Raw genomic sequence first — 26,162 nt, 5'->3', positions numbered from 1 at the left:
ATGATGTATTTCATCTAGTCTTGCAGGTAGACTATCCATATCTCTTCTATATAAGATGAAGACATTTTTAGCTCCTAATCTCTTTGCAGTTCTAGCAGCATCCATTGCAACATTTCCACCACCGACCACAGCAACATTATTACCTATTCTTACTGGTGTTGGTGATGCTTGTTTGTGAGCTTTCATCAGATTAACTCTAGTCAGAAACTCATTTGCATATATTACTCCAGTCAAGTTTTCACCTTTGGCATTTAGCCCTTTAGGTAATCCTGCACCTGATCCAATAAATAATGCTTTATAATTCATTTCATTTATCATTTGGTCAATTGTAAGAGATTTTCCGATAATTACATTTTTATAGAAGATAACTCCTAAACTTTTTAAACGATCAATTTCTTGTGAAACAATGTCTTTTGGTAATCTGAAATCCGGGATCCCATATTTTAAAACTCCACCAAATTCATGGAGTGCTTCATATATATCAACACTATATCCCATTCTTCTTAGAGAGGCAGCAGCGCTCAGACCAGCAGGTCCACTACCAATGATTCCAATTTTTATATTGTTTTCATGAATCTCTTCAGAAATCTCAAAGTCAGATTTCAAAGAAATGTCTCCGACAAATCTCTCAAGAGCACCTATGTTAACACTCTCTCCTTTTATTGCTAAAATACAAGAACCTTCACATTGTTTTTCTTGAGGGCAAACTCTACCACATACCGCCGGTAGAATATTATCCTTATAAATTTCCAGATATGCTTTATCAAGGTCATTACTAATGATATACTTCAAAAATTCTGGTATGTTCACACCAACAGGACAAGCATCAATACATCTTGGATTTTTACAGTCCAAACATCTAGTCGATTCTAATTGAGCTTCCTCCAAATTATAACCAAGTGCAACTTCTTCGAAATTGGTTGCTCTTCTCTCTGCATTTTGTAACTGGACTTTCGTTCTGGGTATCTTCATTATTTCACCAACTCCAGATTGCAAATGTGTTCATCCTTTTTATAATAATCTTGTCTTGTCATTAGTTCTTCAAAATTAATTCCATCGCTATCAAAATCTGGACCATCAACACATGCAAAAAATGTTTTGTCATTTATACTTACTCTACAGTTCCCACACATTCCGGTTCCATCTATCATGATAGGATTCAAAGATACATCCGAAGTTAAGTTAAACTCTTTTATCAAAGCCACTGTGTTTTTCATCATAATAAGTGGCCCAATTACTACAGTGTGGTCATAATTGTGTTTTCCACTTAGTAATTCTTTAATTTTGGTTGTGACATATCCTTTTGTTCCAACTGATCCATCATCAGTACATATAAAAATATTGGTGCAAAATTCTTTATATTTATCTAGTAAAATCAAGTGTTCTTCTGACCTTGCTCCAATAACCAAATCAACACTGACTCCTTGTCTAGCATATTCTTTTAATTGAGGATATAATGGTGCAGCACCAACTCCACCAGCTACCCCTAGAATATGTTTCTTTTCTCGTATGTGAGACGCTTTTCCAAGAGGTCCCACTACATCACTTAAATGGTCTCCAACTTCGAAGGTTCCTAAAAGATTTGTAGAATAACCAAGCTTTTGATAGATTATCGTTACTGTTGTATCTGTATTTTCAGCGATTGTTAATGGGATGCGTTCTCCATCTTCATTCACTCTAATAATTAAGAAATGCCCTGGTTTTGCATTTTTCGCAACAAAAGGAGCATCTAGTACCATTAGATCCACATCTTTATTTAAGGCTTTCTTTTCTAGTATTCTGTACATAGTATCACCTTTCAGTTACATAGTTAGTTGATTCTTTTTATACATTACAATATCCAAAACTTCGTTACTCTCTTCTACAATTTCAGTTAAGTTTAAGATATATCCTTTTCTACCGCTATCGCTTGTAGCAATGATAGTTACTTTTTTGTTTTTAAAAGGTACTGATTCTAGATAACATCTCATATACTGAGCCATTCTTCCAGCCCAAATTGGGAATACAACTACAACCTCTTCATACTTATCAAAATCAATTTTAGGTGCATCAAAATCTACCTTCTTGTTCCTCATTGTTGCAAATCCCAAAATGATTAACCTAGTTAAAAAGAATCTCGGAATATGAGTTGCGGGTAGTAACTCAAATAAATCTCCTTCAATTGTTTTAGCAATTTCCTTACTTCGTTTCTTTTTACTTAATGAAAAATAAATTACTGCTTTCATAATTACCTCCCTCTATAATATTTCTTTTGTTCCTCTTAAGACTGGTAACAAAAGAATATAAAAAACTAATGTAAAAAATCCTAATACCATAAATGCAGTTTGTAATGACACAAAGTGACCTACAAATCCTACTACTAAGAATATAACAATCATTACAACGCTAAACGCCATTCCGAAGAAGCTTAACACTGTAGCTCTTATTTTTGATTCTACGATGCAATTTAGATAATCTGATAATACTACATAGAATAGACTATCAAAGAATCCTAGGACAATAAATGATACAACCATATATTCTCCGGTATTTAAAAATACAAAACATATAACAATAAACAAAGGAACAAATAATAGAACCTTTTTCTCTCCATATTTTCTTTCAAGTCTTTGTGCAAAATAACCACCTATCGCAGCCATTAAAGCATGAAAACCTAATATCATTGTGATTATGGTTAATGAAAACCCTAGTTCGTATAATCTATTCTGAATGAAAAAGAATATTGTTGTTATTGGAGCTAACATTGTTGCTCCAATAATTATAAGCATGAATAATCTTTTGTTTTGAAACACTACTTTTGTAGATACAACAAATTGATTTTTTAGTAACTCAAGGATTGTTTTTTTCTCATGTTTGATTTCTACCTCTTTCATCAAGAGAATAGATATTAATCCAAAGATAAAGAATAACCCAGTAAGTAAAAATACATATTCATATTTTATTTCTGCAATTCTACCACTTAGCATTAATGCAGCAAATGTTGAAGACTGCATGAATACTTCTTTATTTCCATTCACTTGCATGAAGTCTTCTTCGATACCTTCTTCTACCATTGAATCATAGATAAGTGCTTCTCCAGCACCTGATTCTAAAGTATATGATATCCCACATAATACAAATGCAAATATCGTCCAGAATACATCATCAACTGTGATAATTATTACTATGTAAACTAGGTATAGAAGAATACCAAGTATCCTTGATGTTTTTCTACCAAATACGTCTGCGATAACCCCTGTAGGGATTTCAAAGAGTAAACTACTAATATGAAATACCACTTCAAAGATTGCGATTTGTAAATAGTTAAATCCTTTAACAAATAGATAGACCATCCATATACCGCTAGAAAGATTAAAGTTACGGAATACTGTGTGGAAGTAATCTAATTTAATATTTTTTTTATACATTGATTATTCCTCGAGTTCTTCTCCACATTTTCTACAGAACTTATCCTCAAGAACATTCTCAGTAGAACAGTCTTTACAAAGTACTAGAGTTAAACCTTGTTTTGATAATTCAAGGGGGTTAAACTCTTGATCTTTTTTGTATAAGTTCATCGTCATTATGAAGATTGTGAGTAATATGCTTAAAACGAGCATTAGTGCTCCTATTACAAGCATAAACATTGATTCTGTTTGATAAGATATTATGAATAAAGCAACACCTAAAACTCCTACAAGGAGTGATAAAACCGTATATATCCTATTCATCAATATCTTGTTTTATTCTGTAGTATAGAATCACATTCTATACAGTATTTTTGATCAAATGGGTTTTTAGTTTCGCATACTGGGCAAACAATGTTTTTTATATAGGTGTTGCATTGAACGCAGTATGTTCTATTAATATTATTCTTTGAATTACAAACCGGACATTGTTTTGAATCGTCCTCGTTGATTTCGAATTTTTTTAGATCTGATTGTTGTTCTTCTGGTTTTTCTTTGTTTTGTATATAAAGTCCAATAACTAACGCAATACTCGCAATTGTAATGAGAACATTGAATAAAACATCTTTACTGAAGATGTATGTTAATATACATATTATTGTTACTCCCATTAGAACTATTAGTGTAGTTATTTTCATGTGATCACCCTTAATATAATTCGTATATTGTTTCTCCTTGGTTCATTGTGAATCGTTTTCTTTTGATTCTTTTTGATCTGATTTTAAATCGATCTCTGACTAAATCTTTTAATACTGTTCCACCATGGTATCCGTGGATTATTGTAATTTGCTTAACAGATTCTGGTAGTGATGCGATGTATTGTTCAATCCTTTTTTTCGCTTCATTTTCCATCATTCCATGTACATCAATTTCATTCATCATCTTCCTCCTTAAATGTTACTATTGGAAGATCGTTTTTTATATAATTTCTACGGCCATGTTTATCAAAGTGTTCTTTCATAATCTGGTCCATCATTTCTTCGTTGTCTTTCATTTGATTCACTTTATCTAAATCTATTAGTTGTGTAAACGGGCATGCTTGAATACACGTCCCACAATCTGTCCCCATTTTAGTCCAAACTTCGTAGCATTTATTATCATCAAACTTATACCAAGTTCTTCCGTTAACTTCTCTTGTCTTATGTGTAATTGCCTTTGAAGGACAATTCATTAAACAAAGTGCGCACTTTTTACAAAAGTCATGAAGGCCATAATCGATTGGTTCATCATAGTCTAGTTCTAGTGTAGTTAATACAGATCCAATTCTTACATTGTTTCCGTATTCCTTTGTTACTAAATGGTTAGCCATTCCAATTTCACCTAGGCCAGCATCAACTGCTAAAGGTACTTGAGGTGTTAAGTAATATTCTCCATTTTGTGATTGAGACTTGTATCCTAACTCTTTTAGATACATTTCAAGTTTAGCACCTATATATGCAACTTTAAGATATCCATCTTCAGTCGTAAGTAGTTCTTCAAAGTTAGGAGCTCTGTTCATCATGTCTAAATCCATTTTTACAGTAAATACAATGGCAGTTTTATATACCTTTTTAACTTCCTCATTGTAGTTCTTAATTCCCACTGTTTCATTTACTCCACCAAAATGTGAATAGTAATGATAATCATTCAGTTTCACAATACCAACATCAGTTGCTCCAAAATATTTTGTTATTTCTTTGATGTTTTTACTGAACTCTTTTGGTACTGAAACTCTATCTTTGTTTACTTCATAATCCTTTGCTGCTAAAAACACACTTTTAATAAGTGGTTTATTTGGTTTGTTTAATGGTAAGAATAATTCTTTGTATCTGTCTGACTTTTTAATTTTATCTCTAAAAGAGACACCTCTAACTTTGTCGTCTTTTATTTTATATGTAGGATTCTTCTCATAAAAAGTTTTATAATCCTCTGTATTTTTTTTCAGATGAACTCTTGCAAAAAGAGTTTCTCTTTCGTCGTATTTCTTCATGATATCACCTAGTATAAATTATACCAAAAAAAAAGGTATATTTAAATACTTTAAATATAACCTTTATTCGCATACTGGATCAGGATATTCGTTTCCGAATAATTCCACTGTGATTGATTCAATTACAATCTTAACTAGCGGTCCGTCATAGTAGTTTGTATTAACTCCTGCGACGTCATCTAATACGTCAAATCCTTCAATTATCATACCGAATGCTGCGTACTCATTATCTAAGAACCCTGCGTCTTCATGTACAAGGAAAAACTGTGTTGTAGCGCTATTATAAACGTTTGTTCTAGCCATTGATATTGCGCCTCTATCGTGCTCCATGTCATTTGTTCCTTTAAATGATGGATTGTTATTAACCTCTGCTTCAATATTACAAGTTACACTTGTTGCACCACCTTGAATTACAAAGTCTTCAATAACTCTATGAATTTCATTATCTGTGTATACTCCATCTTGGATGTTTTTGATAAAACTATTCACTGTGTTAGGAGCAACATCAGGATATAATTCAACAACAATTGTTCCGTAATCTTCAATTATTATTGTAACTTCAGGGTTTCTACCAGGTTCATCTAAACCGCTACCTGGATCTTCTACTTCATCAGTCTTACTGTTTCTATTACACCCTGATAGTGTAAATAGTAATGTTACAGCAAGTAGTACTGTTAGTAATTTTTTCATGATTCACCTCATAATAAATTTTGCAAGTCTAGTTGATCTTCAAAATTTCCATCTCTTAGTTTTAGTAATGTTTTAATTAAATCTTGATTCACTTCATTATTTGTATCGGTAGTAAATCCTCCACTATGATTAGAAAGGATTACATTATCTAATTCATGTATTGGATAATCTGAAGGGAATTTCTGCTCATGCTCTTTTGGATAGTTATACCAAACATCTGATGCGTACCCAGACATTTTTTTATTTTTACATGCTTCAAATATTGCTTTTTGATTTACTATTTTACCACGACCAACATTGATTAAGAATTTAAGTTTCATCTGTCTAATAACGCTGTCGTCAAAAATATTTTCAGTTGTTTCATTTAATGGTGTACTAATAATAATTACATCACTCACTTGAACAAGGTTGATTAGATTTTTAACCAGTTTTACGTCCTTTGGATATTCTTTGTTTCTATCAATAGTAACAAAGTCGCATCCGAAATTCGATAGTAATTTGTGGATACCTTTTCCAATTCTACCATATCCAAACAATCCAACCGTACGTCCTTGTAAAGTAACCCATGGTGTTCTATTGGGACTATTTCTATCTGCCCAATTTCCCTCTTTAAGTAAACTATGATATTTCATAAGTTTCCCCATAAGAGAAAGTGTAAGAGCAACTGCTTTTTCAGCTACATACTTACTTCTTGTAGGAGTTACGTAAAGTTCTAAATTATGTTTTTTCATACTTTCAATATCAATTCCATTGTGCCCAGTATAAGGTATGATAACACCTTTGAGATTTTCAGTATGAGTCGCATCTGAATATCTGCCAGATATATAATACTCACAATCTTTTGGATGTTCAACGATTTCGATACCTTCTAAATCCTGAGATTGTAGAAATGCCTGTATCTTTTCATGTCTAGCGTAAACCTTCATAATTACCTCCTATAAATCTAAAGTGATTTGGGACGTTTTAATATATGTTTTAGATGTGTCTACAATGTCTTTCATCTTAAATAGAATACCATACTTATTACATAACTCTTTAAACCTTTTTTTAAGTTCTTTTTGGTTTGGAGATACACACATGTAACTGTCACCAAATTCCTCAATATATTGCCTCGTTAGTTTCTCTCCGATTTTCTCAAAAAAGTATAATCTTTGATTGTCTCTCAGAGTCACTCCGAAACTAGGATAGATAAACTTAGCTCCAGCTTTTCTTGCTTGTTCTATTATCCCCTCAATGTTCTGTAAAGTATCATTTATAAAAGGGAGTATTGGCATCATCAGTATACCTGTGAATAGCCCCTCATCTACACATTGTTTTATAAGTTGAAATCGTTCTGTCGTAGAACTAATATTTCGTTCAATTCTAGATTGTAGCCTGTCATCAGATGTTGTAATTGTTACACCAATAATGACAGGGCTATGAGTATTGATTAATTTGTATAAATCTATGTCTCTTTCTAACAAAGTATTCTTAGTTATACAAGATACTCCAAATTTGTATCTATTCATCGATTCAAGTGAGGATCTTGTATATCTTAATTCCTCTTCTAAGTAGTTGTATGGGTCACTCATTCCACCCATTGACATAACACCTGATTTGCGTTTTGATTTTAATTCTGATTCTACTTTTATATCAGCATCTTTTTTAGCTTTTACAGTATCGAAATTTTTAACTTGGTAACAACTACTACGACTATCACAATATATACAACCTTGATTGCAACCTCTATATATATTCATGTTGTGTGTTGTACCAAACCAACTATGATCACCACCAGATTGGATGATGTTTACTGCATTAATAAATTCCATCTAACAATTTCTCTATATCCACTAAATCAGTAGAATTTTTTATGTGTTCTAAATACTTACCAGTGAATAATTTTCCAAAAGGACTTTCCATTAATTCTTCTCCTTCAGCATATATGACAATGATTAAGATTGCTTCTCTTAATCTGAAGAAATCATTTAATAACATAAACCATTTTTTATCAAGATGGTTTTCTGTTTCGTATCCTTTTAAGAATGGTTTTAGGAATGCATTTGCCTTTTCTTCTATGACTTCTTTTGAATCTTTCGATATTGCGAATTGATAGAATATTATAATAGCGATATCCGAGATAAAATGTTTGTATGCTAAGTCATCAAAATCAAAGAAGGTCAATATTTCATTATCATAATACATATTTCCAAAATGAAGATCAGTATGAATCAATCCATAACTGTCCATATCTGTTTCATATGATTTGATTTTTTCTGTTATTTTTGATGCTTCCTCTAACACAAACGATACTTCACTTGGAAGATTTCTTTTTGCTATCTCCAAGTAATCTTCTTCGTACCATTGATATCTTACATGCTCTGGTTTAAAGTCTTTTGTTAGTCTATGAAGCTTACCAACAGCCTTTCCAAACATTTCAAAGAAATCATCATCTAACATCTCTCTTTTAATAAATGTTCCTGGTGCTTTTGAAAATGCACTAACTGTAAAGTACTCTTCATTTTCTGTGTTTACTTTAAATGATATCTCATCATCCTTATTATGGATAACTGTCGATACGTTGGCACCACTTTTACTTAAGTAGTCAATGAACTCTAGTTCTGATAAAACATACTCAAATGTCCTATGTACACTATGTGCAAATCTAAGGATAATATCTTTCCCATCTTTATTGAATTCATAGATGAAGTTTTCAAATCCTCCAATACGTTTTATAGATTCAAAAGGTATATCGAATTTCAAACTTGCCTCTTTTATTACGTCATCGTTCATTGCTTGTTGAATGTGCTTTTCCATTGTATCAACTCCCTTCTTTTATTGTACCATATTTTTTTTCGTGTGAAATAAAAAAAAGAGCTACAAAGTAACTCTTTTTATCGTTCGTTTCTATAGTACTCAACATCTTCAGTTACAACTCTAATTTTTTCTCTAATAAATGTTTGTTTATCATAATACATTACGTGATCATCACCGTAATGTCCCTCTGCCATTTCAAACATATCTAGGTAAGCATCTTCACTAAAGATACCAGATTCGATAAACTCCATTAAATAATCCTCGTAAATGATTTTGTTTTCTTCAAACATAATTACATTATCCCAAAGCGGGATTGTAAAGTCATTCCAAGGGAGGAATCCCCAATCATATATATCGTTACATAATGTGTAGTTACAATGGCCTTCTGCGCCTGCCCATCCACTACCAAAACTATTATCGTAATCAAACGGTAAATATGTCAGAACGCCTTCTTCATCGAAATAAAATAAGAAGTTGTTTCCATTACCACGGTAATCATCTGGATTACCTGTTAGTACGTTGATAGCCATCGCTCTCAGGAACGTATCTACATTGAAATATTCGTCTATAAACGCTTTTCTATCATTTATGTTAGGTTGATTAAATGAATGTGAGTATTGTACAAGGTACTCAAAGTTTGGGTTGTCCTTGTTTGTTTCTAGTGCATAGATTGGTCTAACATTGTTTTCCCAATCTCTAAAACCATATAAATAATCATCATATATTGGCTCTAATGTACCAGAATAGGATACTTTATATAAGTCCCCTACTTCTTTTGTAGGAATCTCTTGTAGATATCTTCTAATAAATTCTTCATCAAAATGTTCAAAAACATTGTATAGATGTGTATTCTCAACTCTACCATCAATTACTATATGAACTTCAGCTAGTGTTCCTTTTGGAACTGGAACTTCGGCTTCTTCAAACAATTGATAACTGAATATTTCATTTATATAACTTGGATCATTTGTGTTGTTTCTTTTAAATAATAATTGTTCTTGTTCAAACACTTCTCTTTTTTTGAGAGCTGTGTACTCATCTGTGCCTTCTTCTAAATCAAAGGTTTCATTGAATTTCATCATGTAATGTATCTCAGTTACATTCCCATATTGATCTTCCGGTAATGTTCTTGAATAAATATTACCTTTAGAACGAATACCTACGTCTTCAATAACGTATGTATCTTCTCCCACAGTATATGTTACTGTAACGGATCTATAGTTGTTTGATCTGTAGGTTCCATATTGTTCATAGTATGATTCCATGTCATTAATCAAACCATCCCATTCATCTTGAGTAAACTCGATGATGAATGTATGTTTTAAGCTCATATCAAATAGTTTGTCATATTCTTCAGATTGATTTTGCTCTTGATTTAGTTCAACTGCAGCATCAATCGCTTGTTGAATTTCTTCTTCTTGTCTATTCTTATCTTCTATACTTTTGATCACATCTTCTGTGCTTGGAATATTTAGTAATAGTGTGTCCTCTGCGCTTGCTTCTAATACAACCAATGTAGATACAAGGGCTGTCAGCAAGAGTAAACGTTTCACCCATTTCATTATTCGGCTATGTAATCTCCTTGATGAGATAATAAAATTACACTTTTCACACCTTCTATATCCTGAATTTCATTGATCAAAGTATATTTATCTTCTTTACTACGAACCTCGAATGTTAAATCTAATTGGTTCGTTTTAACTGTTTTATTTCTTAATGTGAATTTACCGTAAATTTCTTTAACTTGTGCTAGTATTTCTTTTTCTTTTGCATATGAATCTGCGCGAACGATTAAGAAATAACTTTGTACAAATACTTCTAATGCAATCAATAAAAATAAACTTATTGAAATGATTACTGTACTTATTAATGCAATAAATACAAATCCAGCTCCGGCTGTTATACCAAGTCCAACTGCCCAAAACATAAATACAGTGTCTAGTGGGTTCTTAATAGCTGTACGGAATCTAACAATACTTAGAGCCCCTACCATACCTAGTGACAAAATAATGTTTGACGATACAGTAATAATGATTGTACTTGTTATCATTGCAAGCAGCGGTAAACTGACAGCAAAACTTTTATTGTACACGGTTGTTTGATATGTATTTTTATATGTGAATAAAATTATTAAGCTCATTCCGAATACTGCAAATATAACAAATATAATCGCCTCTATCGATATTCCACTTGAACTATATGTATCCATGAAGTCGTTACCTAGTAAACTCTCTAATAATCCTGTTAATCCTGCTAAAACCATAATTTCTTCCTCCTAGAATTCTATTGTTGTGAATCCCATGAAATACTTTGAGTATGCCACGTGATCCATGTGTATTTGTTGTAATATTGCCTTTAATTCTTTTGGTAAGAAGTGTTCGTACTTAACTTCAAGTATTAACTTATCATTACCCATCAACTGATAATCAACAGTCTTTAAATCTTCATTAAATCTTTCTCCACAAAGAGAGTGGTCAAAAGTGATTCTGACATTGTCTAAACTGTCTCTAAATGCTTCTCTTTGATACTCAAGAAACATAGTTGGTTTCAGATGACTCTTTAATAAATCTAGAGAATACTTCCGAATCAATTCGTCTTCCATAAACTTTGATAAAATATTAAAATCTGATTCGATAATACCTTTATACATTTCATCATTAATTAGGGTAGATGTTTTTTCACTGATTTCACCAATCTTGAATTTACATTCAAGTTTCTTCTTTTGTTCATCGTGATAGAAACGAACTCTATATTTCTTATGTCTTTCATTCCCAAATGCTTTATCACTCGCTCCTGAGAATACTAAATCATCAAGGTATACACTCCTAACAGGATATGAATTCTCATCACCATGTTTGTCGTGAATCATAAGTGTTTTTAGTTGTTCAACGATTCTAAAATAATCAACATATGAAATCATGTATTTGTATTCATGCCTAACTGTTGTTTTCATAATATCACCTTTTAAAATTATAACATGTTTTACTCTTCAGTCTTATTGTTTTTGGTCTTCCAAAACTGTTTTAATGCACTTTGCACAAAATCGTTTGATTTTATACTTTTGAAGTGACTCCAGTGTTTTGGATATAATTCCTTGTATTTTCTATGTGAGTATCTATCATCAAATAATATTGCTGTCCCAATATCATGATTTGTTCTTATGACTCTCCCGACAGCTTGTACTACTTTATTCATACCTGGATATGTATATGCATACTCAAAACCATCTTCAAAGTGCTCATCAAAATGGCTTCTTAATAGTTCATTATATTTATTAAACATTGGTAGGGCAACTCCAACTACAAGTACACCCGTTAACATATCACCTATATAGTCTACACCTTCACTAAAGCTTCCCCCTAGTACGAAGAATCCAATTTTGGATGTATTAGATGACTCACTAAATTCTTGTAGTAGTTTAGATCGTTCTCTTTGAGACATATTTCTCTTTTGGATATAAATATCATATGTTTCAGTATCAAACTCTTCAAGAATCATATTCATGTAGTGATAGCTAGGAAAGAATGCGATATAGTTTCCTGTTTTGGTTTCTGCCATTGCATAAATAGTATCAATTATATTATCGACAGATCTTGCTCTATCTTTATATCTTGTGGATGTTGATTCATCAATGAACAACCCTAGGTTTCCTTGCTTGAACGGTGAGGTAATTCTAATACTCTTACCAACACCTTTTGATATTAACTGTACATAATAATCAATTGGATCAAGTGTGGCACTAAAAAATATTGTTCCACTTGAGCGTCTTTCGATTGTATCAAGAATGTATTGTGATGCATCAAGACAAGATAATGAAATGAAGATATCATCAAATTTACTTTCTACAATATACTTATAATTAATGTTATAGAAATCACTTATTCTTGAAAACTGGATAAGCATAAAGTACCCATCAAGAATTTTATCTCGATTTTTGAATTTCTTATTTTCATTCAAGATTTGATCTAGTTTGTTTATGATTCTTTCCACTAATGTTATTAGTTCATAATCCATATCATCTTGGAAATAGAATTGTGCTTTTTCAACTTCTTTTTCCTCAACAAAATTATCAATATAGGTAATAAGTTTATTGATCTGATGTCTTGGATTTGGTTTGATTTTATTACATGCTTTTCTAAGCTCAATTAATGCGTTTTTATTTAGTTCAGAACTATACATACTACGAGAGCGGTCAACCATGTTATGTGCCTCGTCTATTAATAGTTTTGGACTGTAGTATTCTTCATCAAAATATCTTATTAAATGTGTTCTTGGATCAAATGCATAGTTGTAATCGCATATTACAACATCGCTAAAGTTACTTATTGATAAGCTGAACTCATGCGGACATATTTTATGAAACTCACCATAATCTTTAATTAGTTTCATATCGTATACATCTTGATGAACAAAGATATCATTAAGTGCTTCGTTTAATCTATCAAAGAACCCTTTAGCATATGGACATATTTCTGGATCACAATCGACTTTGTCCATTAAACACATACTCTCTTTACTATTGATAACAACTGTCTTACATACAAGACCATTTTCTTTTAGTAGATTGACAGTATCAACTACGATTTTTTTACCTGCGTTTTTCGCAGTTAAATAGAATATCTTTTCTTTTTCATTCTTTATTGTTTTTAAACTTGAATAGAGACTACCGATTGTTTTTCCTATTCCAGTTGGAGCTATACTATATAGTATGTCTCCTTGTATAAGTGTTTGGTATACTGCGCCCATGAATTTATATTGGCCTTCTCGATATTCATCAAAAGGAAAGTTTATTCCTTCAATACTTTTTAATTTTTCTTTTTGATGTTGATCAAAGACTTTGAGCCATTTGGTATATTTTTCTATCGTTTCGATAAAAAACTTTTCAAGTTGTGTGCTGTTATATCTTTTCTTAAACGTTTTTACTTTGTATTCATCTACTGTGACATATGTTAGATGTACAGTTATACTTTTTAAGTTTTCTTTCTTTGTATACATATATGCATACATTTTAGCTTGCATTAAATGTTCAGGTCTTGTGTTGATTTCTAGGATATTTAAATCGAGTTTTGTTGATTTTATTTCTTCGATAACCAGTTTGTTATCTCGGTATAATAACCCATCCATTCTACCTGTGATATGAAAGGAATAATCTTCGTACTCAAAAAGAGTTTCAACTGAAACTTCTTTTTTATCTTCCTCACCATAATTGCTTTGGACGTGCTTATGAACTTCAATTCCTTCTAGTGCACGTTTGTTTGATGAGAATTCACTTGTAAGGTCTCCACCGCTGTAGATGTACTCAACTATATCTCGTGCGGTTATTTTGATATTCCTCATTTGAATCACCTACTTCATTATACCAAAAGAAAAAGAGAAACGTTAGTCTCTCTTTATTTCTTTCTGAATAAAATTGTATTTTTATTGTTATGCTTAACGATTTCTAAGTTGTGTGCCTTAGCTAAGTATTCGAATGTTTTCATATTATAAAATGATACGTGTGTGATATCTCTTCGATACCACCATACTAAGAATTGCTCATCGTTCATTTTTCTGAAGTAAGTTGATACAAGTAAGTATCCTCCATCTTCAAGTAAATCTACAAGATGACTAAACTCTTTCATTGGATCACTGAAGTGTTCTACTACTTCAGTTGATACGATTAATTGATATTTATTATTCTTATAATCTTCATTAGGATTATAGAAGATATCATAATCATGAACATCATAGTTCATGTCTGTTAATAATTTCTTAAGAACAGGTGTTGGTCCACTACCAAAATCTAGGACTTTGCGTTTAATGTATAAATACTCAATAAACTCTTCAATCATGTCTCTAAACATATTTACATATGCTTTGTTTTCAAATGAATTGTCATGTCTCAAATACCTTTTTTCTTCTTCTACATGTGGCAAGTGATGTTTCTTTTGCTTGTATATGAATCCACATCCTTCACATACATCGTAATCTACAATTATTTGTGGGTCATATACAGTTTTTGTTTTTGACCCGCAGATTATGCAATTAGTGTCGTGCATTTCGCTTCGCCTCCGCCTCTTCGATTATTTGATCAATAATGATCACTATAAATAAATATAATTCTTCTTGTGCAGTATCATGTACATCTATTACGTAGCTGTCTCCAAAACTAAATAGTTTCTTCTTAATTGAAACAACTTCTTGTCCACCTTCACTTACATTAAATGAATGAGCTATGAAGTTCCCGTGAACGTCTAAGGTTCTATTATTTGCTGTTACAGTGAAATTTGGACGTATACTAAATCTTCTTTTCACTTTTGCTAAATGATTACCTTCTGGTGACTCGATGTTATATTCGGCGAATATTCTGAATAATTTCTTTTTCGCTTTTAATACAAGATCTCCAGTAGGGTTGGTTAAAAATAATTTGTTTGTTATCGAGATTAGTTTACCTTCTACTTGGTATAGTGTATCTTGTTGTTCATTGGTAATGTTGAATTTATCTCTTAATGAAAATACTTTTTGTTTAATGAAATATCTCATGATTGTCCTCCTAATTCATTAATATCGTATTCAGTTCTTTTACAAATTCATCATCTTTTTCAAGATTTTTTCTTGCCCAACTACTAAGTACTTTTTTAACTATATCGTCTTTTACCTTAATTCTCTTAAAGAAATCATGTTTCCGAGCCGGTAATTCTTTGAAGTTTGTTCTAAATCTATTGTTGATGTAGTCTACATCTCCATACAGTTCGATTACATCTCTTTTTAATGACGAGTCTAATTCAACATCACCGTCTGTGACTACGATTGTTTCAAACTGTTCCTTTTCTAATTGTTCTTTTACATAAACTATGTTCCCATAACCACCACAAGGAATAACTCTATACTCTTCAGATTTCCCAAGTAATTGTAATGCTTTTTCAAACCAGGCAACGTCGTACTTTCCTTCTACAAGAATGTACTTTTTATTGTTTGTGATTCTTTTTCTAACGGTTTCAAATTCTGTTTTAACATCGTCTTTATATAGTGTGATTACATTGTAATCAAAATGTTTCGCTATATCAGTGTCGTTTGTAGTAAACAATGTTTGATATGTATACTTCGTCATTCTCTTAATAGAATCAACATCAAAGTTAGATTCAACATTATCAATACCAATTATCAAATGTTGATATGTTATATTTGATAACATTTTTGTATATTCGTCTTTTGTGAATGTAAGTTCTTCATTTATATTCATTTTGACTTCGTTGTTCACAGAGAATAATTTGTAATGGTTATTCCCAAGTGTTCCATCAATATAATCAAAGATTTTAAATATTTTTGCTTGTTCTGCTGAATCTGTTTTTTGCGAATAATTAATTGTTAGTATGTTATTTAACAATGTTTGATTATTTATGGATTTTGGGATGTATAGATATTTAATATGATTGATATCAAACATATCACCAATACACTTTTTATAGTTGATTTCATATGTTGGGGGACTATATGTTTTTCGGTATCTGTCTTCATTAATATGTATTTCTACTACTACGTCTTTTGTATTATCTCTTATACAATCCACTTGAATTTGGGTATTAAAAAATAAATTCAAAGCCTCTAGTACCGTAGTCTTACCTGAGTTGTTACTACCGATTAAAAGCGAGAATTTATCAAGTGGAATGTTTTCTCTTTGAAATGCTTTGTAATTTCTAATGAAGATGTGATCAATCATATTATCACCACCTATCTATATTATACTACAATCAAGAAAAAAAAGCACTTAAAATGTAAGTGCTTTTATTAGAAGTCGTACCTGCTCATTATTTGAGATGGAGTCGATCTTAGTAGTGAAGTGATAGGTATCATTCCACTAATTACGTTGACTACATAGATAATCACAATACCTGCCGCAAAACTAAGTGGAGATATTTCTACTACTTCAATAATCCCTGCTGAAGCATTCATTATTTTTAGAATAACGAAACTTACTAACATATAACCAACCATTGATGTGAATGTAGTTATCATTAGTATTTCTATTAAGAAGAGTTTCTTTATGTCTCTTTTTTTGGCACCAAGTGCTCTATAAACACTTACCTCATATATTCTAGATAATAAACTAGAACGTAAGATGAAGAATGTCGATAGTGATGATGCTACTAAGAATACACCGGCAAATGTTAATGAACCAATTGCCTCTTGAATGTTATAGTTTCTTTGTTGTGTTGTTTGTTTTAAGAATGTATCTTCGTATTCATATTCAAGACCCTCTAAGTATAATTTGGTTGCGTCTTTGTTTGTGGAGTATACTTCTAAACCGTTATATACATATGCGGTTTGATAGGCTTCAAATATGGATTCTTTAAAATGTTCTTTGAGGAACATTGATGTTGGTAAATCTTCAGACCCTGTATATGTCATATCCGCAGTATAATCTTCATCTAAGAAAGTTATTGTCTGATTTAAAGAATCTGCTATCTCATCAGAAATGATGTATTCACCATGTGATACTGAAGATGTATCAATGTTTAATTCATCTTCAAACATTTCATAGATTGGTCTATTGTATTTCATGCTTAGAATTGTTTCTTCTGTAGCGTAGTATACTGGATTATCTTCTCTTGAAATACCAACTATTTCAGCTTCGATTTCAAATTCAACATCAAACTGTCCTTTTACTTTATAAGAAATAGTTAGCGACAAGAAGTCTTCTACATTTGTAATTCCGAATGTAGAATAGCTGCTATTGTTTCTCATTAGTTTCATTAAGTATTCTTCATTAATAACAATTTGATTGTGACCTGTGATTCCTGCACCATACACAATAATATCATCATCTAAAAACTCATATGGAACGCCACTGTAACTAGCGTAACCATCTTGTCTATTTGATTGATATACTTTTGGTAAATTAATATTGAATGAGTTGCTTGATGCTAAATTTACATAACCAATATGATCTAAATCTTCTAGTTCTAATAGGTCTTGATATGTGAAGTCGTTTGGTATATCAAAACTTAAAGTCTGGACTGGTTGAGAAAAGTATTCATGAACATCTAGATTGAAGACGTTGAATATCATACTGATTGCTAGTGCGATAAATCCAGAGATTACTATGAACATTAGGTTCATAAATTTAACTCCACGTCTTTCGTTTCTAAAACGTCTGAACCCAAGTCTGATTGAATCTTTAACACTGATTGCGTTGAATCTTGTTGTTTTGAGAGTATCATCCATAATATCTTCTAGATCAAATGATTTCTCTTCTATTTCAATTTCTTCATCTCTTTTGATTGATTCATCATAAATCTTTATTTCTGAGTTTTTATCAATCAAATTGATTCGTTTATACTTATCAGAATCAATATCTACGTATAAAGTTTTGTTTCTAATGATTAATCTTACATCTAATTTTTCGTCTGATTCTTCGTCTGTGAAGACAGTATAATTTTTAGATGCTTCTTTGTAGTCTGTTACTTTATTAAAATCATTTAGATAGATATCAGTTTCTAACGTGACTGTGCTAGAACCTGTAGATTCATTTAATTCATCAGAGAATATCTGTCCATCTTTTAACTCGATGATACGATCAGCGTACTGTGTAGCTAAATGTCTTTCATGAGTTACTAATACTACTAGTTTTTCTTTTGAAATACTCTTTATGATATTCATAATATCATATGTATTTTTGCTATCTAAGTTTCCTGTTGGTTCATCTGCGATAATAATTTTAGGGTTTTTGGCAAGTGATCTTGCAATTGCAACACGTTGTTGTTGCCCACCACTAAGTTGAGATGCTTTTCTTCTTTTGAATTTATCCATACCCATTTGTAATAGTATGTAGTCTACACGTTTATCAATTTCATCTTTATCGTAAATCCCAACCATGTTTAATGTTAATGATATATTATCTCTAACACTTAAATCATGAATCAGGTTATAGTTTTGGAAGATGTATCCGATATGTTCATTTCTAATACTGTCCCATTTGTTAGGACTGTATTTCTTCATTTCCATATCATCTATCTGAATCATACCTGAATGAATCTTATCTAAACCACCAAGAACGTTTAATAATGTTGTTTTTCCGCTTCCTGAAGGCCCTAGTAATATTACAAGTCCCTTTTGTGGTAACTCAAGGTTAATATCGTTTATAACGTGAATTTCGTTTGTTCTATTTTTATTAAAATACTTCTCTAAGTTCGATAGTTTTATCATAGTCTTACTCCTGTCCCAAGGCAGTTATAACGCTTCTATTGAATATGCGTTTATTAAACCTTGTTCCTAATATGTATGTTAAGTAAACTAATAAGACTGATAAGAATACATAGTTTCCTATAGTAAAGTATTTCAGTGTGTTTCCTATATAAGGAATGAAATTGAATCTTGCCTGTAATTGTAATACAAGATACACAAGTGCATAACTTGTCATCATTGAAATGAATAATTCCATCACTGTTACTTTGTTTAAGTTTCCTTTAGATGCTCCAATGGATCTTAGTATTAAATAATCCTTTTTCTTTGATACTTGAATGTTTTTAAGAATTAAATACACAATAAAGTATGTACCAAACATTAGCATAACCATGAATGTACCAAATACTAAACTTTGAATTACAACACCAATTCTACTCATTGGTGAAACTGCATTTGTAGGATATATTGCATTAAATCCTAAAGCCTCTAAATCATCAATTACTTTTAATGCATCAAATCTGTCTACGGTATGTGCGCTAAGTTGATACAGATTAGAATCCATGATTTCATCGTATGTTGCTTGATTCAATCTATATGTTGTTTCATACAAATCATCTGTATGTGTTCTAATAATATCAGCGTCGTTCACTTTGTTTCCAAACGGATTTAAAGAAACAAACATTATATCAATATCTAATAGCATTTGTTCTGTAATGGTATCTAAGTTATCATAACTGATTCCATTTTGTTCTGCGTAATAATATTTAAATTCACCATCTAGATAATTATAGTTAACACTGAACTCCCAATCACCTAATGTGTTATCAATAACAAAATCTCCATAGATATTGAACTGTCCTGGACCATATTCATTATCCACTATAGGATTTACTGAAAATAGTAGTCGTACTCCTTCAATTTGCCAGTTGTCATAGTATGACGACTGAATCAATGCTTCATCTTCTATAAAGTCTTCATGGAAATAGAAATGTTCAGACCAATACGCTAATCTTGGTTCTGTCACACCTACAACTGTAAGTTGTGTAGTTGCATCAATAATCTCTTGCGTTGTTGCATCCCAGAGATTTAGCCATTTAATTGCATAATTCACTGAATCCCCTATTGTAAACTCTGAGTTTGATTCTACTACAATCTCATATTTGGATTCAGGTAATCTTCCTTCTTTTAATTCATTCCTACTAATGCTAGCTGCAGGATTTATAAAGAATTCAGAATTATTTAAATATCCCTCTTCATTATTTGAATATGTAATAACTTTAAAATCATTTACAACGTCATGAAGATTTAGATACGTTATACCGTTAATACCATTTATTGAATCGAGTTCCTCATCTGTGAACTCAGTATAATCATACTTAGTGATTATTATTCGTTTCTGGTTTGCATTTTCAAATGTACTGTTGTAGTTATTCCCTAATTCTTCATTAAGGATGTTTACATAGTTTCCATACACAAACGTGAAAATAGCAACTATAAATGTAAATATTATAGTTGTGAATATTGTTCTTCTTGGTGTTCTAAAAAGATTTCTTAACGATAATGTAAATAGTCCCCAGTATGAAACTTTATATGGAGCTAGTTCTACTTTTTCTTCTCGTTTTTCTGTCTTTTTTAGTTTCTTATCTTCAATTACTTCTCCGTCAAATAAACGGATTCTTCTTGTCGCAAAATCTTTTACTTCATCATAGTTATGAGTAACTACTATTACTAGTTTATCTTTTGAAATTTCAGCTAATAAATTCATAATATTATTACTTGATTCTGTATCTAGGTTTCCTGTTGGTTCATCACAAACAATGATTGGGCAATCTTTTGCCAATGCTCTTGCGATTACTGCTCTTTGTTTTTGTCCACCTGAAAGTTTACTAGCTTTATGGTGTACATGACTACTAAGTCCAACACTCTCAATTAGTTCTAACGCTCTATCTTTTCTTGTTTCTTTGTCGTATCCTTGAAGTTTTAAAGCGATCATTACATTTTCAAGTACACTGTATGAATCGATTATGTTATAGCTCTGAAATACAAATCCAATATATTGTCTTCTATAACTTTCCCACTCTGTCATACTAAAATAACTGGTTTCCTCATTATTTATGAATAGTTCTCCTTCTTCATAAGTATCAAGACCACTTATTACATTTAAAAGAGTACTCTTACCACTACCACTTTCACCAGTAACAGCAATAAACTCTCCGATATTAAATTCTAGGTTTACTCTTCTTAAACCCATAGCAACCGTATCGTTACTATGATAATACTTTGATATGTTTTCTAACTTCAGCATTATATCACCTCGCACTAAATATTATATCATGAACTATGTGTATATTATATGTATTTTTATGTAACTTACATAGTAATACACAATAAAAAAAAAGGCTTTATTAAGCCTTTTTATAATTCGTATTGAAACCTTTTTTCTACTCGTTGTAGGATAGGTGAATATTGTTTTTCTTTTTTTAATTGTTTTCTCAATGAACCAATAGTTTCTACAACGTCGTTGATATCTAATTGATATATAACTTGTTTTGAAACTACACCATCTAAGTTTGGTCTAACGTCCATAAATGTTTTGATTTCATTTGTATCTTTACTATCTAAGTTAATACTTGCGACTCTTGAAATCATTTTGAACATACGTTTTTCTTTTCTTGAGAACTCACCATCATCTTCATACATACAATAAACTAAAACATAAATCATGAATTTAACTTTATTCGCTCGTTGTTCGTATGTTGTATATTTTGAGACTTCTTGTTCAACATAATGCTCGTTCTCTTCAAAGCACTCATCTTTAGTGAATGTTTCATAATCGTCTGTGTCGTATTTTAAGTAGTCATCTTCTTTTGTTTCAAATGGATCTTCAGTTACTGTTTTCTTATTTACAACCATTGATGTGCTGAAGGTATCTCTACCCGCAGGTTTTCTTGTTGAAGTTGACGCTGAAGCTCCGTATCTTTGTTTATTAATTGTTTGGCTTATTGTTGGTCTATCAGACACATGTAAATATGAGTCGTTTGCTTTTCCACTTGCCATATCTCTTGCGTGACTTCTTTTACCAGATCTTGAGTCACTATATTTTCCACTATATTTTCCTTCTTTTGTACCTTCTACTGCAAGTTTAATGATTAAAGCGATTACTAATAATAATATCTGTGGCATTAAAATGCACCCCCTAGTCTTTACTATTATACCAAAAATAAATAAAAAACCACAAATTAATGTGGTTATTTATTACTTTCGATCATTAGTTCAATCATTAAGTTTGAAAACTCAACTGGGTCTTCTAATTGAATACCTTCAATTAGTAATGCTTGGTTGTATAATAACGCTGAATATGTATCGATTTTTTTAGCGTTTGTTTCTTGTACTTTTTCTAACATTTTAAATAATTCATGATTAGGATTTATTTCTAAAATCTTATCTGCTTTTACATCTTGGTTTGTAGGCATATTCTTAAGAACTTTTTCCATTTCTAAAGAAACACCTTCACCACTTACAATGCATACTGGTGAATCTGTAAGTCTTGTCGATAATTTAACATCTTTGACTTTATCCTTCAATGCTTTTTTGATTTGTTTCAATAGTTTTTTGTTATCTTTTTCTAACTGTTCTACTTCTTCTTTTTCTGTTTCATCTAGTAAATCTAAGTCACCTTGATTTACAGATTTGAATTCAAGTTCTCCATATTTTTGAAGTATGTTTACCATGAACTCATCAATATCATCTGTGAACAATAATACTTCAAAATCATGTTTTTTGATTAAATCCATCTGTGGTGATAACATAATTGATTCTTTGTTTTTACCAGATGCGTAGAAGATATATTTTTGATCTTCTTTGATGTTTTCTAAATATTCTTTTAGAGATACATAGTCATCATTTTTAGATGTTTTAAACATAATTAAATCTTGTAGTTTTTCTTTGTTTGCTCCGTATCCATCATAGATACCATATTTTAGATTAATACCATATGTTTGATAGAACTCATTATATTTTTCTCTATCGTTCTTTTGCATTTTTTCTAGTTCTGAGCGTATTTTAGATTCAATAGCAACAGAGATTTTCTTTAATTGTTTATCTTGTTGTAACATCTCTCTAGATATGTTTAGTGATAAGTCTGATGAATCAACCAATCCTCTAACAAATCTGAAATAGTCTGGTAGAAGTTCTTTGTTCTTATCCATTATGAATACACCTTTACTATATAACTGAAGTCCTTTTTCAAATTTTTCACTATATAGATCAAAGGCAGCCTTTTTAGGTATGAACAATAAACTAGTATATTCTAATAACCCTTCTACTTTTGTATGGATTACTTTTAATGGATCTGTATAATCTGCAAATTTATGTTTGTAGAAGTCATTGTATTCAGTGTCTTCTATATCTCTTTTAGATTTCTTCCACAATGGAATCATACTGTTTAATGTATTTAACTCTTTATAGCTTACAGCTTGTTCTCCTTCTTTTGTTGGAGTATCGTATTTAGTTACATCCATTTTAATTGGGTATCTAACATAATCGCTATATTTAACTACTAAATCTTTTATTTTATGTTCTCTTAAGTACTCATCATAATTCTCTTCAGATTCTTCATCATTTTCTCTGATGAATAATGTGATTTTAGTACCTGGGTTTTCTAATTCAGTTTCACTGATTGTATATGTCTCAGTTCCTTCAGACGTCCACTTAAATGCTTTGTCGCTATCAACTGACTTTGTTTCTACTACTACCTTATCACTTACCATGAAAGATGAATAGAATCCAACTCCGAATTGTCCAATGATTTCTAAGTCACTGCTTTCTAATCCTTCTTTAAATTCCTTAGATCCTGAACGTGCAATTGTCCCTAAGTTATTTACAAGTTCCTCTTCTGTTAATCCAACTCCGTTATCTGTGATTGTTAATGTTCTTTCTTCTTCGTTGACTTCAACGAAGATCTCATAATCTGTGATTAGTTCTGAGTTAGTTAGTGCTTTGTAATGTCTTTTATCAATTGCATCTGATGCGTTACTTATAAGTTCTCTTAAGAATATTTCCTTATGAGTGTAGATTGAATTAATCATTAAATCTAATAGTTTTTTTGATTCTGTTTTAAATTGTTTTGTCTTTGCCATAATGCCCTCCTAATAATGTGTGATACTTTATTCTTTAGTATTATACAACACTAAATTAGCACTGTCAACAGATGAGTGCTAATTAGAAAAGTGAATCCTATTAATTATAAATAAAAGGATATAATTTGAAGGAAATAAGATATAGGTTTACAATATAAGTGAGGTGATATTATGACTGGTGGAATGGTTGGTATATTGTTAGTAATTGGAGTTATTGTTCTATACGTAGGAACATATGTTTTAAATAGAAATACAGAAGTCCCTGAAGGTGTTATTCCTGCGAGTAAATGTTCTACTTGTGGTAGTGGATCTTGTAGTATACGCGAGGAAGATTTCAGTGGCAAATCAGAAACTGAAGAATGCGAGTTAATTGAAACTGTATAAGCAATCATTTATGGTTGCTTTTGTTTTTATTTAATATATGATACAATTCAAATAGATAATTAAGGACGTGAAGATTATGGAGCATATTTTTAGACGATTGTCTTTTAAAGAACTATGGAGAACATCTCCAGTATCTACTGTGCTGGTAGTAGTAAATGTATTAATATTTGTTGGTGGAATTTTGATAGATACTTACTTCCCTATGGAAGATGATTTTATCTATTCTATCGCAATCAACTCTTATCAAATTGATACTTTTGGAGAATATTATAGATTTATAACAGCCGGATTTGGGCACTTTGATATCATTCATGCTTTGTTCAATATAGGATTTGGGATTTATATTATTTCAGCTGGATTAGAACGATTGATCGGTAGTTTTAGATTTTCTCTAATTTACTTTATAAGTTTAATAGGTAGTTCACTAGCAGTGTATTTCTTTGTCGATGATGTTCAAGTCATTAACAGTGTATTTAACTTAACATTCACCGCTGGAGCAAGTGGTGCAATATATGGAGCAGTTGGTGCTTTATTATTCATATCTCTTGTTAGACCTGATATGCTTAGTAGAAATGAAGTGGCTTCTATTAGACAACTTGTTATCATCAATATCATATTTACTTTCGTTGTTACAAATATAAGTGTTGTAGGACATTTAGGTGGTTTAGTAGTTGGTATGTTATTATCATATCTACTTATTCCTAATAATAGAAAAGGTGTTAAAGATAACACAGTATATGATTACACAAATGATGATTCTGAAGAAAACTGGTGGGAAGAACATTAAATAAAAAGACACAAATTATTGTGTCTTTTTTTATTTACATCATTTCTAATATATCGTCTTCTACATTACTGATAGTTGATAAGTTGAATGTGTCTATTAAGAAGTTTGCTACATTCTCACTTAGAAACGCTGGAAGTGTAGGTCCTAACTTAATGTTTTTTACACCTAAGTGCAATAACGCAAGTAGTACAATTACTGCCTTTTGTTCATACCAAGCGATATTATATCTGATAGGTAAATCATTCACTCCACATTTAAATACTTCTGCGAGTTTTAAAGCGATTACTGCTAAGCTATATGAATCATTACACTGTCCTGCATCTAATACTCTAGGGATACCATTGATATCTCCTAAGTTTAATTTGTTGTATTTAAACTTAGCACAACCTGCTGTTAGAATTACTGTATCTTCTGGTAGTTTTGATGCAAAGTCTGTGTAGTAAGAGCGTTTAGCATTTCTTCCATCACATCCTGCCATAACGAAGAACTTCTTAATTGAACCATTCGTTACATTTTCAATAATAGTATCCGCAAGTTCAAGAACTTGATCATGTGCAAATCCACCTGTGATTGTTCCTGTTTCTATTTCAATCGGAGCTTCACAAGTTTTAGCTAACTCAATAATTTTCGAGAAGTCTTTTTTTCCATTTTCTTCTTTGATGTAATTGAACCCTGGATATCCTGAATTTCCTGTAGTAAATACCTTATCAGAATATGTAGCATCCTTTGATGGTGGAACAATACAGTTTGTTGTAAATAATACTGGACCATTAAAAGATTCAAATTCT

At 31.2% G+C, this 26,162-nt stretch carries 26 protein-coding genes; 2 read left to right on the top strand and 24 right to left on the bottom strand.

Going from position 1 to position 26,162, the window contains the following annotated elements; all coding sequences use genetic code 11:
* From AC2LE6_RS04200 to htpG, 23 genes are all read right to left on the bottom strand, one after another.
* The coding region (locus AC2LE6_RS04200; protein WP_484478001.1) for an FAD-dependent oxidoreductase at positions 1-972 on the bottom strand (972 nt) is incomplete at its 3' end.
* Positions 972-1,787, bottom strand: coding sequence for a sulfide/dihydroorotate dehydrogenase-like FAD/NAD-binding protein (locus tag AC2LE6_RS04195; RefSeq protein WP_484478000.1), 816 nt, complete (start codon positions 1,785-1,787; stop codon positions 972-974). The genes AC2LE6_RS04200 and AC2LE6_RS04195, both read right to left, overlap by 1 nt.
* 15 nt (positions 1,788-1,802) lie before the next feature.
* Entirely contained in the window at positions 1,803-2,225 is a 423-nt protein-coding gene (locus AC2LE6_RS04190) for a flavodoxin family protein (protein WP_484477999.1), read from the bottom strand.
* Between the two features lie 12 nt (positions 2,226-2,237).
* Complete coding sequence (locus tag AC2LE6_RS04185) at positions 2,238-3,407, bottom strand: MFS transporter (RefSeq protein WP_484477998.1); 1,170 nt, start codon at positions 3,405-3,407, stop codon at positions 2,238-2,240.
* A gap of 3 nt (positions 3,408-3,410) precedes the next feature.
* Positions 3,411-3,710, bottom strand: coding sequence for a hypothetical protein (locus AC2LE6_RS04180; RefSeq protein WP_484477997.1), 300 nt, complete (start codon positions 3,708-3,710; stop codon positions 3,411-3,413).
* Positions 3,710-4,084, bottom strand: coding sequence for a double zinc ribbon domain-containing protein (locus AC2LE6_RS04175; protein WP_484477996.1), 375 nt, complete (start codon positions 4,082-4,084; stop codon positions 3,710-3,712). Before AC2LE6_RS04175 ends, AC2LE6_RS04180 begins: the two co-directional genes overlap by 1 nt.
* A gap of 10 nt (positions 4,085-4,094) precedes the next feature.
* Positions 4,095-4,325 (bottom strand): Smr/MutS family protein, encoded by a 231-nt coding sequence (locus AC2LE6_RS04170; RefSeq protein WP_484477995.1) that lies wholly within the window; start codon positions 4,323-4,325, stop codon positions 4,095-4,097.
* Complete coding sequence (locus tag AC2LE6_RS04165; protein ID WP_484477994.1) at positions 4,318-5,415, bottom strand: 4Fe-4S dicluster domain-containing protein; 1,098 nt, start codon at positions 5,413-5,415, stop codon at positions 4,318-4,320. Before AC2LE6_RS04165 ends, AC2LE6_RS04170 begins: the two co-directional genes overlap by 8 nt.
* Before the next feature lie 63 nt (positions 5,416-5,478).
* Positions 5,479-6,105 (bottom strand): peptidylprolyl isomerase, encoded by a 627-nt coding sequence (locus tag AC2LE6_RS04160; protein ID WP_484477993.1) that lies wholly within the window; start codon positions 6,103-6,105, stop codon positions 5,479-5,481.
* An 8-nt stretch (positions 6,106-6,113) separates the two neighbouring features.
* The gene (locus tag AC2LE6_RS04155; protein ID WP_484477992.1) at positions 6,114-7,031 is read right to left on the bottom strand and encodes an NAD(P)-dependent oxidoreductase; all 918 of its coding nucleotides are present in this window, start codon (positions 7,029-7,031) and stop codon (positions 6,114-6,116) included.
* 9 nt (positions 7,032-7,040) lie between these two features.
* Positions 7,041-7,916 carry a radical SAM protein gene (locus AC2LE6_RS04150; RefSeq protein WP_484477991.1) on the bottom strand — a complete coding sequence of 292 codons (876 nt, stop codon included), beginning with the start codon at positions 7,914-7,916 and terminating at the stop codon, positions 7,041-7,043.
* Entirely contained in the window at positions 7,903-8,901 is a 999-nt protein-coding gene (locus AC2LE6_RS04145) for a phosphotransferase enzyme family protein (protein WP_484477990.1), read from the bottom strand. The genes AC2LE6_RS04150 and AC2LE6_RS04145 overlap by 14 nt, the downstream gene beginning before the upstream one ends.
* Positions 8,902-8,978: 77 nt before the next feature.
* Positions 8,979-10,454, bottom strand: a complete 1,476-nt coding sequence (locus AC2LE6_RS04140) for a CotH kinase family protein (protein ID WP_484477989.1) — start codon at positions 10,452-10,454, stop codon at positions 8,979-8,981.
* Between the two features lie 8 nt (positions 10,455-10,462).
* The gene (locus AC2LE6_RS04135) at positions 10,463-11,164 is read right to left on the bottom strand and encodes a DUF4956 domain-containing protein (RefSeq protein WP_484477988.1); all 702 of its coding nucleotides are present in this window, start codon (positions 11,162-11,164) and stop codon (positions 10,463-10,465) included.
* A gap of 12 nt (positions 11,165-11,176) precedes the next feature.
* Entirely contained in the window at positions 11,177-11,854 is a 678-nt protein-coding gene (locus AC2LE6_RS04130; RefSeq protein ID WP_484477987.1) for a polyphosphate polymerase domain-containing protein, read from the bottom strand.
* A 29-nt stretch (positions 11,855-11,883) separates the two neighbouring features.
* The gene (locus tag AC2LE6_RS04125; RefSeq protein ID WP_484477986.1) at positions 11,884-14,238 is read right to left on the bottom strand and encodes a helicase C-terminal domain-containing protein; all 2,355 of its coding nucleotides are present in this window, start codon (positions 14,236-14,238) and stop codon (positions 11,884-11,886) included.
* 53 nt (positions 14,239-14,291) lie between these two features.
* Entirely contained in the window at positions 14,292-14,939 is a 648-nt protein-coding gene (locus AC2LE6_RS04120) for a methyltransferase domain-containing protein (protein WP_484477985.1), read from the bottom strand.
* Entirely contained in the window at positions 14,926-15,423 is a 498-nt protein-coding gene (locus AC2LE6_RS04115; RefSeq protein ID WP_484477984.1) for an LURP-one-related/scramblase family protein, read from the bottom strand. The genes AC2LE6_RS04120 and AC2LE6_RS04115 overlap by 14 nt, the downstream gene beginning before the upstream one ends.
* 10 nt (positions 15,424-15,433) lie before the next feature.
* A complete protein-coding gene (locus AC2LE6_RS04110; RefSeq protein ID WP_484477983.1) occupies positions 15,434-16,600 on the bottom strand; it encodes an ATP-dependent nuclease in 1,167 nt (388 codons plus the stop codon).
* A 68-nt stretch (positions 16,601-16,668) separates the two neighbouring features.
* Complete coding sequence (locus AC2LE6_RS04105) at positions 16,669-19,086, bottom strand: ABC transporter ATP-binding protein/permease (RefSeq protein ID WP_484477982.1); 2,418 nt, start codon at positions 19,084-19,086, stop codon at positions 16,669-16,671.
* Between the two features lie 4 nt (positions 19,087-19,090).
* Positions 19,091-21,370 (bottom strand): ATP-binding cassette domain-containing protein, encoded by a 2,280-nt coding sequence (locus tag AC2LE6_RS04100; RefSeq protein ID WP_484477981.1) that lies wholly within the window; start codon positions 21,368-21,370, stop codon positions 19,091-19,093.
* Between the two features lie 110 nt (positions 21,371-21,480).
* Complete coding sequence (locus AC2LE6_RS04095; protein ID WP_484477980.1) at positions 21,481-22,248, bottom strand: hypothetical protein; 768 nt, start codon at positions 22,246-22,248, stop codon at positions 21,481-21,483.
* Between the two features lie 65 nt (positions 22,249-22,313).
* Positions 22,314-24,203: a molecular chaperone HtpG gene (gene htpG / locus AC2LE6_RS04090; protein ID WP_484477979.1), complete on the bottom strand. Its 1,890-nt coding sequence runs from the start codon at positions 24,201-24,203 to the stop codon at positions 22,314-22,316.
* Positions 24,204-24,374: 171 nt separating this feature from the next.
* Between htpG and AC2LE6_RS04085 the strand changes: the two genes are divergently transcribed.
* Both AC2LE6_RS04085 and AC2LE6_RS04080 read left to right on the top strand, forming a co-directional pair.
* Positions 24,375-24,587 carry a hypothetical protein gene (locus AC2LE6_RS04085; protein ID WP_484477978.1) on the top strand — a complete coding sequence of 71 codons (213 nt, stop codon included), beginning with the start codon at positions 24,375-24,377 and terminating at the stop codon, positions 24,585-24,587.
* A gap of 76 nt (positions 24,588-24,663) precedes the next feature.
* Positions 24,664-25,374, top strand: a complete 711-nt coding sequence (locus tag AC2LE6_RS04080) for a rhomboid family intramembrane serine protease (RefSeq protein ID WP_484477977.1) — start codon at positions 24,664-24,666, stop codon at positions 25,372-25,374.
* 34 nt (positions 25,375-25,408) lie between these two features.
* On the opposite strand, the gene hcp is transcribed toward AC2LE6_RS04080, so the two are convergent.
* The coding region (hcp, locus tag AC2LE6_RS04075) for a hydroxylamine reductase (RefSeq protein WP_484477976.1) at positions 25,409-26,162 on the bottom strand (754 nt) is incomplete at its 5' end.

The sequence above is a fragment of the Candidatus Izemoplasma sp. genome, assembly GCF_982632705.1.
Note: the sequence above shows the minus strand (reverse complement) of the source record. Positions and strands in the feature narration are given on the sequence as shown.